Here is a 14560-nt window from a genome sequence, read left to right as displayed (position 1 = left end):
CGCCCCAGCAGCCCCAGCACCTCGTAGCGCCCCCCCGGCACGGAAGGCACCGCGCCTGGCACCGGCGGGGACGGAAGGCCCGCCACCGTGGCCCCCTCCCCGTCCGGCCGCGCGGCCGTTTCCGAGGGCAGGGTCGGAACGAGGAGTGGCGCGTCGCTCCCAGGCGGAGGCATGGGCAAAGCCTATCAAACGCATACAGCCGCGGCACGGTGGCACACCGAGCCTGTGCCACCGTGCCACGCGAGGGTGTGTCACCTCACGTGTCTCGAGTGCGCGCCCAGAGGGAGCCATGCGGTCCCACGCCACGGCATACGCCTTGCTCAAGCAGCGACGCGGCAAGGACGCGTGAAGGGCTCAGGGCCGCACGCGCCGCGCCGCCTCAACACCTCACACCACAGGAAACCCAACCCATGTCGAAGCTGCGTCACGCACTGATTGCCCTGTCCATGCCCGCCGTCCTGTGGGGCTGCGGTCCCGAGGACCTGATGGACGTCTCCGCGGAGCCCCCCGCCGCGCAGGACCTGACAACGCAGGGCCAGGAGCTGGCCACGGCCAACACGTACACCTGGTCCCAAGGCAACCTCGCCACGCCCATGGGCACGACGGTGAACCGGACCTGCTATCTGATGCGCGTGGGTGGAGACTTCGAAGGTGGCGGCGAGCGCGTCGACATCTTTCAGACGGGCAGCTCGTGGTACCTCGGCGGCAACTCGTCGCAGACCGGCATCAACGGCGCCGCGGGCTGCATCAACGTGGCGGATACGGGCACGGAGTACACGTGGACCCAGTCGTCGAGCTACCCCACGTACCTGGGCTCCTCCACCAACCGCGTGTGCTACCTGACCGGCGTCGCGGGCAAGTTCCATGGGAGCGGCGAGTGGGTCCACGTCTATGAGACCGCCGGAAGCTGGTACATGACGGGCAACTCCAGCCAGAGTGGTGTGCGGGCGCGCGCGCGATGCATCGACCTGGGCGCTGGCACCACGTTCAGCCCGGAGTACACCTGGAGCCAGGGCAACTCGGCCACGGCGTTGGGCGGCAGCGCGGGCCGCTCCTGCGCCCTGACGTACGTCCGGGGCAAGTTCGAGGGTGGCGGGGAGTACGTCCGCACCTACCAGGCGGGCGGCTCATGGTACCTGGGCGGCGCGTCCGGCCAGGTCAACGTGGCCGCGCGCGCGCGCTGCTTCTAGACGCCGCCGGCGCACGGGGCGCCGGGGCTCAGGGCACGCCGACGATGGTGATGCCCCTGGACTCGGCGCCCGCGAAGAGGGCCGGGGCGTCCAGCAGCACCGTGCGCCCCACCTCGAGCGCCAGCACTCGCGCGCCCACCTCCTGCATGACTTCCAGCGTGTGAGGGCCCACGGCCGGCAGGTCGAAGCGGAGGTCCTGCTGCGGTTTGCAGCGCTTCACCACCACGGCGCCTGCGTTGCCACCCAGCCTGCCGCCCCGGAGGATGGCCTCGTCCGTGCCCTCCACCGCCTCCAGCGCCAGGACGTGGCCGTTGTGCACCACCACCGTCTGCCCCACGTCCGCCTGGCCCAGCAGCATGGCGACCTCGCGGCCCAGGGCCACGTCCTTCTCCTGCGCCGGGTGCAGCCGAGGCCCCGCGAGGTGGCCCTCCGGGCACAGCACCTCCCCCAGGAAGTCCGTGGGGGCGATGATGGTGACGCCGCGCGACTCGAAGTCCGAGGCCACCGCGCGCAGCAGCGCATCATCCCGGAAGCTTCGCAGCCGGGAGATGATGCGCACCGCGCCCAGGTCCGGCCGGGCTTCCGCCAGCGCCCGCACGCGGCCGATGCCGCCCGCCATGACCGCCTGCTTCACGCCCGCTTCCCGGAAGGCCTTCTGGATGCGGTCCACCTGACCGACACGCACCCACGTCAGCCGGTCCACCTCCGACGCCAACGCCGGGTCCGTCTCTCCCCGGTGCGCCACGACCACGACTTCCAGGCCCTTCTTCCTCGCGGCACGCGCGAAGAGAAAGGGCAGCCGGCCGTTGCCCGCGATGAGGCCAATCCGATCCACCGCCGATGCCCCTCCGTCGCTCACGGCGTCAGCGCGTGAGGCCGCGCTTGCTCTGCTGGATGAACTGGATGAGGTGGTCCACCTCGGAGTGGCCCGCCAGCTCCGCGCGCAGCCGCACCATGGCCTCCTGGAGCGTCAGCTTCGAGCGGAACAGAATGCGGTGCGCTTCCTTCACCCGCTCGATCTGCTCCTTGGAGAAGCCGCTGCGCTCCAGGCCCACCGTGTTGAGGCCCACCAGCTCCGCCCGGTCTCCCTGGGCGGTGGCATACGGCGGGATGTCCATGGTCACCATGGCGCCGCCGGAGATGAAGGCGTGCTTGCCCAGGCGGGTGAACTGATGCACCGCCGCAAGGCCGCTGATGATGACGTGGTCCTCCATCGTCACGTGGCCCGCGAGCGCGGAGCCATTGCCGATGCGGCAGCCATTGCCCACCACGCAGTCATGCGCGACGTGGCAGTTGGCCATGAAGAGATTGCCACTGCCAACACGGGTCGCGCCGCCACCACCGGCGGTCCCCTTGTGCAGCGATACGAACTCGCGAATCTGGTTGTCGTCGCCGAGCACCAGCTCCGTGTCCTCGCCCGCGTACTTGAGGTCTTGCGGGTCGGCGCCAACGGAGGCGAACTGGAAGATGCGATTGCGCTCGCCCAGCGTCGTGCGGCCCTCGATGACGACGTGGGGCCCCACACGGGAGCCCGCACCGATCGTCACCTGGGGACCGATGATGGAATAGGGGCCGACCTCGACGGTTTCGTGAAGGCGGGCGTCGGGATGAACCACCGCGGTGGGATGAACCTGAGCCATGAAGTCTCCTCGTGCTCGCGGGGCGCGAATCAGGATGCCGCGCTCTCAGCCGCGTCGGCGTCCTTGTCCACGACGGTTGCCAGGAACTCGCCTTCGGCGACACGCGCGCCGTCGACCGTCGCCAGGCCCTTCGTCTTCCAGACAGCGCCCTTGTGACGCACCACCTCGATCTCCAACTGGAGGCGATCCCCCGGCAACACCGGCTTGCGGAAGCGCGCGCCGTCCACGCCCATCAGGTACGTGAGCTTGCGCGACGGATCCATGTTCTCGCTCTTGTAGGCAAGGATGGCCGTCGCCTGCGCCAGCGCCTCCAGGATGAGCACACCCGGCATCACCGGGTGACCGGGGAAGTGCCCATTGAAGAAGGGTTCGTTGATGGTGACGTTCTTGTAGGCCGTCAGCTTCTGGCCCGGGATGATCTCCACCACCCGGTCTACCAGCAGGAACGGGTACCGATGCGGCAGCAGATTGAGAATCTCTCCGATGTCCATCACGGCCCCTTTTCCTTCTCCAGCGTCTCCACCCGGCGCCGCAGGGCGCGCACTTCCTTGAGCAGGTCCGCCATCTGGCCCGCCGCGGCGCTGGCCCGCAGCCACTCTCGGTGGGGAACGGCGGGGCTACCGCTCACCACCTGGCCATCTGGCACGTCGTGCGCGACGCCGGACTGCGCGCCCACCTTGGCCAGGTCACCAACGCGGATGTGCCCCACCACGCCAACCTGCCCCGCGAGCACCACGCCCGTCCCAACCTCCGCCGAGCCGGACACACCGGCCTGAGCGCAGATGAGGGACAGCGGGCCCACTCGCACGTTGTGGGCAATCTGCACCAGGTTGTCGAGCTTCGCGCCGCGCCCCACCACCGTCTCGCCCACCGTCGCGCGGTCGATGCAAGTGCACGCCCCCACCTCGACGTCGTCCTCGATGCGGACGATGCCGACCTGGGGAATCTTGAAGTGCTCCGGCCCCGCCTCGCCTTCCGGGTTGAAGGCGAAGCCGAAGCCGTCCGCGCCCACCACGCTGGAGGCGTGGAGGATGACGCGCGCGCCCACGATGCAGCGCTCGCGCACTGTGACGTTGGGGTACAGGACGCAGTCCTCCCCCACCTCGGCCTGTTCCCCCACGTAGGCGCCCGGGTACAGCACCGTGCGCGCGCCCACCCGTCCGCCCCGGTCCACCGACGCGCCGGGCAGCAGCACGGCCTCCGGATGGACGGTGGCCTCGGGATGGACCCAGGCGCCGGGCCTCACGCCCGCGGCGGGACGCTCCGGCGCGTGGAACAAGCGCAGCAGCTTCGCGTACGCCAGATGTGGGTTGGCCACCCGGACCAGCGCCACGCCCTCGCGGGGGGGGACGTCGGCGCCCACCAGCACCGCCGAGGCACGGGTGGCCTCGAACTGGCGCCGGTAGCGCGGGTTTCCGTAGAAAGACACGTCTCCCGGGCCGGCTTCTTCAAGCCCGTTGAGTCCGTGAATGAGCTGTGAGGGGTCACCGAGGAGCTCTCCACCCACATGGGCGGCGAGTTCCCCGAGCTGGCGGGGCATGGGAGCGGTCTGCACGAGTTGGGAGTGACGGCTACTTCTTCGTCGGGGCGTCCTTCGCCGCCGTCTTCTTCGAGCTGTTGTACGCCCGGATGACTTCGTTGGAGATGTCGTGCTGCGAGCGGGCGTAGACGATGCCGGAGTCGCGGCGCTCGAGGACGAAGCCCAGGTCATCGCGCTCGGCGATGGTGTTGATGATGGAGTCGATCTTGTCGATGATCGGCTTCATCTCCTGCTGCTCCTTGTTGGCGGCCTCGGCGCGGCTCTTCTCCCACTTCTGGGCGAGCAGCATCACCTTGCGCTGGAGCTCGGCCTCCTTCTGGGCCTTGCTCTCCGCGCTCATGGCGCTGGCCTGCTTGTCGAGCGTCTCCTTCTCGGCGCGGAGCGCGTTCTGCTCCTTGTCGATTTCCTTCTGGCGGTCGTCGAGCCACTTCTGGAGACGGGCCTTGGCGGCCTTTCCGTCATCCACCTCCAGCATGACTTTCTGGAGGTCCACGTAGGCGACCTTCAGCTCGGCGGCCGAGGCGGCCACCGGGAGGGCGAGCGACAGAGCGGCGGCCGTGGCCGCGATGGTGGTGCGAAGCGACATGTTCAGCAACTCCTCAGGAAGGGTACAAGCTCCGACGTACGCCTATCGGGCATCTTCAATTCCCTCCGCCCGTGGGCGCGGACGCCGGACGACGGGCCAAGGGCTTATCAGAAGAAGTTGCCGATAGTGAACTCGAACAGGATGTTGTCGTCCTCCGGCCGCTTGGTGAGCGGGATGCCCCACTCGAAGCGCAGGGGGCCAATGGGCGAGAACCAGCGGAATCCAAAGCCGGCGGCATGGAAGAGACCGGCCGGCAACCGGTCCTGACGGTCCTCGAAGAAGCGCTCATTCGCCGCGAAGGCGTTACCCGCGTCGTAGAAGACGACGCCGCGCAGGCCGGCCTTCTCGAAGATGGGGAACTCCAGCTCGAAGTTGAAGATGAGCTGCTTGTTACCGCCCACCCGGAAATCCGTGATGGTCGCGTCCGGACTGCCGGAGCGGGGAACCTTCACGGACGGGCTGATGCTGCGCAGGAAGTACCCGCGGACGCTGTTGATGCCGCCCACGTAGTAGAGCTCCGAGATGGGCAGCGGCTTGTTCTGGTCCAGTTGCTGGATGTAGCCAATGGTGGCGTTCGTCTTGAAGACGAAGCCCAGCGGCATGGGGAAGTACAGCCGCGAGTAGGCCGTGTACCGGTTGTAGAGGAACGTACCGCCCAGGAAGTCCGGGGCGAGTTCCACCGAGCCGTAGTGGATGAAGCCACGCGACGGGAACAGGCGGTTGTCGCGCCGGTCGAACGACAGCGACAGGCGGGCCGCGCTGGTCGTTCCGGACAGGAACTGGTTGGCCAGCAGCACCGCGCCCAGGTTCTGCCCGGCCTCCACGTTGACCCACTCACGTGAGTAACCAATGGTGCCCAGCAGGTCGTCGATGAACTGGTAGCCGATGGACACCGTGCCACCGGTCGAATTGCGGATGAAGCCTTCGTAGTCCGCCTGGATGCGGAAGAACTCCGCCGACAGCAGGTAGCGCGTGTCCAGGAAGTACGGGTCGTAGAAGGACAGCTGCACCAGGGAGCGCAGACCGGAAATCTGCGCGGACGCGGAGACGCTCTGGCCCCAGCCCAGGAAGTTGTTCTGGGCGATCTGCGCCGTGAAGATGAAGTTCTCCACGTTGGAGAAGCCCAGGCCGACCTGGAACGTACCGGTGGCCTTCTCCTTCACCTCCACCTGGAGGACGATGGTGTCGTCCGCCGAGCCGGGGCGCTGGGTGATTTCCACCGTCTCAAAGAAGCCCAGCGCGGTGACGCGCTCGCGGCTGCGGCGCACGCCGGTGCCGCTGTAGAGCTCCCCTTCGTAGACGCGCAGCTCGCGGCGGATGACCTTGTCACGCGTCTTGCTGTTGCCCACCACGTCGATGCGCTCGATGGTGACCTGGGGCCCCTTCTGCACGTCGAAGGTCAGGTCCACCGTGCGGCTGTCCGCGTTGACGCTGGTGATGGGGTTGATGTTCGCGTAGGCGTAGCCGCGGTCGTAGTAGACGTCCGAGACGGAGAGGATGTCCTGCGACAGCTGCGAGCGGTTGAAGCGCTCGCCGGTGGCGGACTTCATCATCGACGCCATCTGTTCCTTGGTGACGTCGTCGAGCAGGTCCCCGGAGAAGTCGATCTTCCCGATGTCGTACGGCTCGCCCTCCGTCACGCGGAGGGTGATGAAGATGAAGCGCTTGTCCGCGGAGAGCTGGACGGTGGGCTTGTCCACCCGGACGTTGATGAAGCCCTTGTCGTAGTAGGCGATCTGGATGACGGCCAGGTCGCGCTGGAAGGCCTCCTCGCGGTAGGTGCCCTCACCGGTGAAGAAGGAGAGGAACCCGCCCTCGCGGGTGATCATCGTCTCCTTCAGCTCCGCGGCGGACAGCTTCTCCGCCCCGAGGATGGTGATCTGCTTCACCATCACCTTGGCGCGCTCGTTGATGTTGAACACCACATCCACGTTGGCGCCGCCCTCGACGGGCTTGAGCTGGTGGCTGACCTCGGCGAGGAAGTAGCCCTTCTCCACGTACTTCGCCTGGATCTTCTGCACGCTGGAGCGCACCAGCTCCATGTCCAGGATGGTGGAGGGCTTGACGTCAATCTCCTCCTTCAGGTCGTCCTTGCTCAGCTCCTCGTTGCCGACGAGCTGGACGAGCCGGACGGTGGGGCGCTCCTCCACGCGCACAACGTAGGCGATGCCGCGGGCCAGCCGCTGGACGAGCAGCTCCACGTCCTGGAAGTAGCCCAGCGCCCACACCGCCCGGAGGTCCTGGGCGGTGCGCATGGGGCTCAGTTCGTCGCCCACACGGGTTCGGAGGGCGCGGCGGATGGCTTCGGCCTCGACGCGCCGGTTGCCTTCGACGCGGACCTCCACGACCCGGCGGGCATCCTCCGGCGACACCGGGGCGTCCTCGGGGAGCGTGGGCTCGGAGGCCACATCGGCAGGAGCAGCGGGAGCGGTCACCTCGGGCACGGCAGAAGGCGCGGCGGCGCCCTCCTCCTCTTGCGCCAGCACGGAGCCGGGCACGAGGGACCACATGGCGACCGCCAGCAGCGGGAGCAGTGACTTGCGCGACAGAACGGGGTGCCTCAAGGGGAGACCGGCCAGGAAAAGGCGGGGCAATCTACGGGAAGGCCCATCAGGGCCTCAATGCAAAATTGCCAGGACATCACGCCTCCGACACCTCGCCCCCGGCCAACCGGAGGCGGCGGGGCATGGAGCGGGCAAGCGTCTCGTTGTGGGTGACGACCACGGCCGTGATGCCTTGCTCGCGGTTGACCTCCCGAAGGAGCTGGTGGATGCCCTCGCCCGTCGCCGGGTCGAGGTTGCCGGTGGGCTCGTCCGCCAGCAACACCGCGGGCTTGAGCACCAGGGCGCGCGCCAGGGCCACGCGCTGGGCCTCACCACCCGACAGTTCCCCTGGACGGTGGTCCACGCGGTGTCCCAGTCCCACCCGCTCCAGCAGTTCACGGGCATAGGCGTAGGCGGCGGTGCGGTCCTGTCGCCGGATGAGGGCGGGCATGGCGACGTTCTCCAGGGCGGTGAACTCCGGCAAGAGGAAGTGGCTCTGGAAGACGAAGCCGATGGTCTGGTTCCGGAACTCGGCGATCTCCGCGTCGTTCATGGAGAACACCGCGCGGCCCTCGAACATCACCTCGCCGGCGGCCGGGGCATCCAGGGTGCCCAGGACGTGCAGGAAGGTGCTCTTCCCCGCCCCGGACGCGCCCACCAGCGAGACGAGCTCTCCCCGCTGGATGTCCAGCGACACGCCTCGAAGGATGTCGATGCGCTTGCCGTGCAGGAAGTAGCTCTTGAAGACGTTGCGGATGGACAAGAGCGCCATGGCTACTCCGCCTTGAGGCCTTCCACCGGCTCCACACTGCTGGCCTTGAGGGCCGGGTAGATGGAGGCGAGGTAGGTGACGAGCACCGCGATGACGACGGCCAGCACGGTCTGCACCGGCTCGACGCGCACCGGCACCGCCGGGATGTAATAGACGTCCGGGTCCAGCTTGATGCCGACCTTCTCGATGAAGACGCACCAGGACAGGCCGGAAATCAGACCGAGGAAGCCGCCCGCGACGCCAATCTGCAGGCCCTCCGCGAGGAATATCTTCACGATGCCGCCATCGGGGACGCCCAGTGCCTTGAGGACGGAAATCTCCTTCCGCTTCTCCAGCACCAGCATGATGACGGTGGCGACGATGAGGCCCGCGGCCACGATGATGATGATGGAGAGGATGATGCCCATCACCAGCTTCTCCAGGCGCAGCGCGGAGAAGAGGTTCTTGTTCATCTCTCCCCAGTCGCGTGCCCGGTAGGGGTAGCCGCCCAGCACCTTCACGACCTGCGAGGCGATGCGCCGCGCATCGTCGATGTCCGCCACCTTCAGCTCGATGCCCGTGGCCCCCTTCACGTCGAAGAAGTCCTGGGCTTCCTTGAGGAGGATGTAGACGAACTTGGAGTCGTACTCGTACATGCCCGAGTAGAAGATGGCCGCCACGCGGAAGGCGCGGCTCTTCGGAATCGGGCCGGACGGCCCCAGCTCGGTGCCCAGCGGGGAGACGACGTTCACCCGGTCTCCCACCACCACGCGCAGCGACGCCGCCAGCTCACGGCCAATGACGATGCCCGGCAGCACCGGCGCCTTCTTGGGCGTCCCGGAGCGGCGGATGATGTCGTCCTCCTCGACCCCGCTCTCCTCCGCGGGCTCCTCGTCCGGCAGGCCGCGGTGGACGATCTTCTCCGGCGTGTAGAGGATGTCGAGCGAGCCGCCACCGAGGATGTTCTTGGGCAGGTCCGTCACCTCGCCCACCGTGCCCGGGTCGATGCCCTTGATGATGACGCCGTCCACGTTGCCCTCGGACGCAATCATCACCTGGTTGATGATGAAGGGCGTCTGTCCCACGACGCCGGGCACCTTGCGGACGGACTCCATGACCTTGGCGTACTCGGGCAGGTCGCCCGCGTACTTGGACACCACGGCGTGCGCGTTGGTGCCCAGGATCTTCTGCTGCAGGTCGGCCTCGAAGCCGCTCATCACCGACAGCACGATGATGAGCGCCATCACGCCCACGCCAACGCCGCCCACGGACAGGGCGGTCATCATCATGGTGGGCGACTGCTCCCGAAGCTTGAGGCGGTTGAGGTCGGAGGCGGCCGCCAACGGGTCCTTCAGGCCCAGTTCGCGGATGCGGGTGCGCTCCACGGCCGCTTCCGCCGAGCGAATGATGAAGTAGATGAGCAGTGGGGGGATGATGCCGAGCATCAGCACCGCCAGCGTCCCCAGCAGCAGCGACGGCCGGAACACCGCCACGTGCCGGCGCGCGACGAAGAGCTCGAACCCCAGCTTCAGGTCCACCCGGCCGCTGCCGGCGGCGATGAAGCCGGTGTTGATGCCCAGCACCAGCGCCAGCACCAGGAAGGTGAAGACGAGCCAGTACCCCAGCTCCGGGCGGCCAATCAGCCCCGCGACGTACGTCACCTCGCGCAGCCGGTAGCCCAGCGCGAGCTGCAGCCCGGGCAGCCGCTCCATCAACGTGAGGACGATGGGGATGGGCAGGCCCAGGTACAGCACGCCGATGGTGGCCTCGGGCAGCGACAGCCGCTGCGCGCGCGACGCGCCGATGAAGCCGGAGATGAAGGCCACCATGCCACCCGCGAGCAGCGCGATGGCGAAGGCCCCGGTGGGCGGCAGCGACAAGCCGCCGCTGGCGCCCTTCCCCGCCGAGCCCAGCTCCGTGGCGGACACGCCGCTGGACAGCACCGTCTGCAGGAGGACGAGGACCACCTCCGCCAGCAGCATGCCGCCGCCGTAGGCGCCCAGGGTGCTCCAGTAGAAGTCCCGGTAGCGCGCCAGGCGCGGGTACAGCGTGGCGCCCGCGGCCGGGCTGGGCCCTTCGGTGGGCTCCGGCGCGCGGCGGATGCCGGCGGCGATGAGCGCCCACCCCGCGAGCCAGACGACGGAGCCCGCGACGAGGAGGCCCGTGTTGGGCACCGGCGCGACCGGCTGCTCCGACACGAGCAGCAGCGCGTTGAGGGCCTGGACCAGCCCGCCCCACCCCAGCAGGGACAGCCCCAGGGAGGAGCTGGTCTCCAGCCAGGCTTGAGAGGACGTGAGCGCCACCCCGAGCAGGCTGAAGCCCACCAGGGCGACCAGCGCCCCAATCCAGATGAAGGTCCAGCGATGGACGGTCTGCCGTTCGGCGGAGTGCACGCGGCCTCCTGGCTACTTCGCCAGTGGCTTGAGGAGGGGAAACAGGATGACGTCCCGGATGCTCTGCGAATCCGTGAACAGCATGGCGAGCCGATCAATCCCGATGCCTTCACCGGCGGTGGGCGGCATGCCGTGCTCGAGGGCCCGGATGTAGTCCTCGTCGTAGTCCATGGTCTCCTGCTGGCCCCGCTGCTTCGCGTCCAGCTGAGCCTGGAAGCGGCCCTTCTGGTCCAGCGGGTCGTTCAGCTCGGAGAAGGCGTTCGCGATTTCGCGGCCCGCCACGTACAGCTCGAAGCGGTCCGTCACGTCCGGGTTCTGGTCATTGCGCCGGGCCAGCGGCGAGACGGCGGTGGGGAAATGGGTGATGAAGGTGGGATGGATGAGCGTGTGCTCGACGTGGTGCTCGAAGAGCGCGCCCACCAGCTCACCGTGATTCATGGTGTCGATGGCCCGCCGCTCGGCCTCCGAGTGGCTCGTCTTGAGCAGCTCGTGGCGCAGCCGGTCCGCGTCCGCCATGTCCTTGTCGGACAGGCCGCTCACCACCTCGCGGATGGCCTCCGTCATGGAGATGCGCTTCCAGCCCTTGCCGAAGTCGAGCACGTGGTCGCCGTACTTCACCTTCGTGTCGCCGGTGACAGCCTTGGCGGCCTCCGAAATCATCTCCTCGGAGAGGTCCATCAGGTCCTCGTACGTGGCGTACGCCTGATAGAACTCCAGCATCGTGAACTCGGGGTTGTGCCGGGTGCTGATGCCTTCGTTGCGGAAGTTGCGGTTGACCTCGTAGACGCGCTCCAGGCCGCCCACCACCAGGCGCTTGAGATACAGCTCCGGGGCGATGCGCATGTACAGGTCGATGTCGAGCGCGTTGTGGTGCGTGGTGAAGGGCCGCGCCGCCGCGCCGGACACGAGCGGGTGCATCATCGGCGTCTCGACCTCGACGAAGTCACGCGTGTCGAGGAAGTTGCGGATGAAGCGGATGAGCTTGTTGCGCCGGAGGAAGGTCTGCTTCACGTCCGGGTTGGACACGAGGTCCAGGTACCGCTGACGGTAGCGAACCTCCACGTCCGTCAGGCCGTGCCACTTCTCCGGCAGGGGGCGCAGGGACTTGGTGAGGGGGGTGAACTTCGTGGCGGAGAGCGTGAGCTCACCCGTCTTCGAACGGAACACCGGACCGGTGGCGGCCAGGAAGTCGCCCAAGTCACAGAGCTTGAAGGTCTCATAGGAGTCCCCCAAGGCGTCCTTCTTCATGTGGACCTGGATTTCGCCCGAGCGGTCGCGCAGCTTGATGAAGGCGGCCTTGCCGAAGGAGCGCATGGCCACGATGCGGCCGGCGACGTCATAGGGCGGAGGCGCAGCCTGCTCGATTTCCTCGGCGGACTGAGCGGCGTGCTTCTCGTGGATTTCGGCGGCCTGGTGCTGGGGACGGTAGCCGTTGCCGTACGGATTGAAGCCGGCCTCGCGCCACTTCGCGGCCTTCTCCAGCCGCTGGTCGTAGATTTCCTGTTCCTTCGTCCCGAGGTCGCCCTCGCCCGCACTCTTCTCGCTCTTGTTTTCGGTCTCGGCCATGACGCGCTTTCCCAAAGGCGCGGCACCGTAGCCAAGCCTCCCCCGGGAAGCAACGCAACACAGCGGATGGCCGCTCAGGGAGCGACCATCACCAGGAAGGCGGCCACGGCGGCCGCCAGCAGCAGCGGGATGAGGACCTCCACCGGGAGCCGGTGGTTCATGTGCAGGGTGTGCAGGCCCCGCAGACCGAAGCGGCGCTTGCGGCGCACCCGGTTCATCACCAGGGAGGCGAGCGCGGGTGGGGCCTTCTCACGCTCCACGCGCTGGAGCCGCTGCACCGTGCTGGAATAGCGCTGCCAGCCCTGGCGGCAGTCGTCGCAGCCGTCCAGGTGGGTGCGAACCTCCTGCGCCTTGGGGGCGGGAAGCTCGTCGTCGGCGAGCGCGAGGAACAGGGCCCTCGCCTCGCGATGGTTCATCCGCGGTTCCACGTCCCGCAGTCTGCGATGAATGCCGTTCATGGCTCAAGCCGCCCCAGGAGGTCCGCCAGCTTTTCCCGGGCCCGGTGGAGCCGGCTCTTCACCGTGCCCTCCGGTAGCTCGGTGATGTCGATGATTTCGTCGTAGCTGAGGCCTTCGATGTCGCGCAGCGCCACCAGCATGCGCGCGTCCGGCTCCAGTTGGGAGATGGCCCACTGCACCCGGGCGCGCTCACGCGCGGATTCCAGGGCCGCATCCGGGCCGGGCGCGGTGCCCCCGCCTTCGGAGAGCAGGGCCGCGGCCTCGTCGAACACTTCGGAGCGGCCCCGGCCCCGGCGCTTCAGGTACTTGAGCCGGTTGATGCAGTGGTTGCGGGTGATGCGGAACAGCCAGGTGGACAGCTTCGAGTCCTCGCGGAAGCGGCGGACGTTCTGGTGCACGCTGACGAAGATTTCCTGCACCAGGTCGTGAGCTTCCTCACGATCTCCCACCATGCGGACGCAGAAATCGTAGAGCCGGTCCTGGTGGGTGCGCACCAGCAGCTCGAAGGCGTCCGGCTCACCCCGGCGCAGCCGGGCCAGCAGCGCCGCGTCCTTCCGGCGCGACTCGGACGCGTCCGCGGCGGCCTCTTCCTGTCCGATTTCGAGCACGCCGCCCGATGACACGCGTGTCCTCCCGCGACAGCCCCTCCGCAGGAGGTGCCACCGTCCCTCAGCCTACCTTGGTCCCCTGCCCCGCGGCCCTCCGACAGCAGGGCCGCGGAAAAGGTTCCGGGCGAAGGCGAGGAAACGGTGAGGCGCGGCGCCTAGTCCGCGCCCGCGCTGCGGTTGGGGTTCTTCACGCCCAGCAACTGGGCGGTGACGAACTCCTCCAGGTCCCCATCCAGCACGGCGTCCACGTTGCCCGTCTCGATGCCGGTGCGCAGGTCCTTGACCATGCGGTACGGCGCCATGACGTAGGAGCGGATCTGCGAGCCGAAGGAGATGTCCTTCTTCTGCGCCTCGGCGGCGTCGCGCGCGGCCTCGCGCTTCTTCATCTCCAGTTCGTACAGGCGACCCCGCAGAATCTTGAAGGCCATGTCCTTGTTGGCCGACTGCGAGCGCTCCGTCTGGCAGGTGATGATGATGCCGGTGGGCAGGTGGCGCAGCTGCGCGGTGGACGACGTCTTGTTCACCTTCTGGCCGCCCGCGCCGCCGCCGCGGATGAACTTCAAGTCGATGTCCTTCTCCGGGATGTCGATCTGGATGGTGTCATCCACCTCCGGATAGACGTCCACGGACGCGAAGGCCGTCTGCCGGCGCGCGTTGGCGTCGAAGGGCGAAATCCGCACCAGCCGGTGCACGCCCACTTCCGCCTTCAGGTAGCCGTAGGCGAAGTCACCTTCGATGCGCAGGGAGACGTTCTTGAAGCCCGCCTCTTCCCCCGGCACCTCGTCGTTGATTTCGACCTTCCAGCCCTTGTTCTCGCAGTAGCGGGTGTACATGCGCAGGAGCATGGCCGCCCAGTCCATGGAGTCCGTGCCACCGGCGCCGGCGTTGATGTCCATGAAGCAGCTGCTGCGGTCCTGCTCGCCGGACAGCATGCGCGCCAGCTCCAGCTTGGCGACGTCGCCCTCCAGCCCCGTGAGGGAGCCTTCCGCCTCCTGGGTGGTGGCCTCGTCGTTGGCCTCGGCGGCCAGCTCGAAGAGCACCTGCGCGTCATCCAGGCCGCGCATCACCTTGTCGTAGGCGCCGACGCTGGCCTCCAGCGTGGACTTCTCCTTCAAGAGCGCCTGCGCCTTGGTGTTGTCGTCCCAGAAGGTGGGCAGCGTGGAGTCGCGTTCAATCAGCGCGATGCGGGACCGCTTGCGGTCGAGGTCAAAGATGCCCCCGGAGCGCCAACACACGCTCCCTGAGGCCGTTGATCTTCTCCATCGAATCGTTCGCCATGGCTTCT

General features: G+C 67.9%; 13 protein-coding genes. 1 reads left to right on the top strand and 12 read right to left on the bottom strand.

What is annotated here, in order from left to right; translation table 11 throughout:
- Positions 1–410: 410 nt before the first annotated feature.
- Entirely contained in the window at positions 411–1190 is a 780-nt protein-coding gene (locus tag FMP39_RS15795; RefSeq protein ID WP_141590920.1) for a hypothetical protein, read from the top strand.
- 28 nt (positions 1191–1218) lie between these two features.
- Here the strand turns inward: FMP39_RS15795 and FMP39_RS15790 are convergent, their stop codons facing one another.
- The 12 genes from FMP39_RS15790 to prfB all read right to left on the bottom strand — a co-directional run bounded on the left by FMP39_RS15790 (position 1219) and on the right by prfB (position 14553).
- The gene (locus tag FMP39_RS15790; RefSeq protein ID WP_141590918.1) at positions 1219–2025 is read right to left on the bottom strand and encodes an LpxI family protein; all 807 of its coding nucleotides are present in this window, start codon (positions 2023–2025) and stop codon (positions 1219–1221) included.
- Positions 2026–2053: 28 nt separating this feature from the next.
- Complete coding sequence (gene lpxA, locus FMP39_RS15785; protein WP_011554711.1) at positions 2054–2830, bottom strand: acyl-ACP--UDP-N-acetylglucosamine O-acyltransferase; 777 nt, start codon at positions 2828–2830, stop codon at positions 2054–2056.
- A 29-nt stretch (positions 2831–2859) separates the two neighbouring features.
- Positions 2860–3321 (bottom strand): 3-hydroxyacyl-ACP dehydratase FabZ, encoded by a 462-nt coding sequence (gene fabZ, locus FMP39_RS15780; protein WP_011554712.1) that lies wholly within the window; start codon positions 3319–3321, stop codon positions 2860–2862.
- On the bottom strand, positions 3321–4370 hold the full coding sequence (gene lpxD, locus FMP39_RS15775) for a UDP-3-O-(3-hydroxymyristoyl)glucosamine N-acyltransferase (RefSeq protein WP_043612861.1): 1050 nt from the start codon (positions 4368–4370) through the stop codon (positions 3321–3323). The genes fabZ and lpxD overlap by 1 nt, the downstream gene beginning before the upstream one ends.
- A 31-nt stretch (positions 4371–4401) precedes the next feature.
- Positions 4402–4956 carry an OmpH family outer membrane protein gene (locus tag FMP39_RS15770; RefSeq protein WP_141590916.1) on the bottom strand — a complete coding sequence of 185 codons (555 nt, stop codon included), beginning with the start codon at positions 4954–4956 and terminating at the stop codon, positions 4402–4404.
- Positions 4957–5063: 107 nt separating this feature from the next.
- The gene (gene bamA, locus FMP39_RS15765) at positions 5064–7466 is read right to left on the bottom strand and encodes an outer membrane protein assembly factor BamA (RefSeq protein ID WP_228558020.1); all 2403 of its coding nucleotides are present in this window, start codon (positions 7464–7466) and stop codon (positions 5064–5066) included.
- A gap of 130 nt (positions 7467–7596) precedes the next feature.
- Positions 7597–8271, bottom strand: a complete 675-nt coding sequence (locus tag FMP39_RS15760; protein WP_090495491.1) for an ABC transporter ATP-binding protein — start codon at positions 8269–8271, stop codon at positions 7597–7599.
- 2 nt (positions 8272–8273) lie between these two features.
- On the bottom strand, positions 8274–10643 hold the full coding sequence (locus tag FMP39_RS15755; RefSeq protein ID WP_141590911.1) for an ABC transporter permease: 2370 nt from the start codon (positions 10641–10643) through the stop codon (positions 8274–8276).
- A gap of 12 nt (positions 10644–10655) precedes the next feature.
- A complete protein-coding gene (lysS, locus tag FMP39_RS15750) occupies positions 10656–12209 on the bottom strand; it encodes a lysine--tRNA ligase (RefSeq protein WP_141590908.1) in 1554 nt (517 codons plus the stop codon).
- A gap of 74 nt (positions 12210–12283) precedes the next feature.
- The gene (locus FMP39_RS15745) at positions 12284–12625 is read right to left on the bottom strand and encodes an anti-sigma factor (RefSeq protein WP_090495551.1); all 342 of its coding nucleotides are present in this window, start codon (positions 12623–12625) and stop codon (positions 12284–12286) included.
- Between the two features lie 38 nt (positions 12626–12663).
- The gene (locus tag FMP39_RS15740) at positions 12664–13290 is read right to left on the bottom strand and encodes an RNA polymerase sigma factor (RefSeq protein WP_141590906.1); all 627 of its coding nucleotides are present in this window, start codon (positions 13288–13290) and stop codon (positions 12664–12666) included.
- Between the two features lie 140 nt (positions 13291–13430).
- Positions 13431–14553, bottom strand: a protein-coding gene (gene prfB / locus FMP39_RS15735; RefSeq protein WP_228558019.1) for a peptide chain release factor 2 whose coding sequence is annotated in 2 segments (ribosomal slippage) — positions 13431–14483 and positions 14485–14553 — 1122 coding nt in all. Because the reading frame shifts where the segments join, the coding sequence is not laid out codon by codon here.
- Between the last annotated feature and the right edge of the window lie 7 nt (positions 14554–14560).

It is taken from the genome of Myxococcus sp. AB056, assembly GCF_006547365.1.
Taxonomy (GTDB): Bacteria; Myxococcota; Myxococcia; order Myxococcales; family Myxococcaceae; genus Myxococcus; species Myxococcus virescens.
This window is presented reverse-complemented; position numbering and strand designations above follow the sequence as displayed.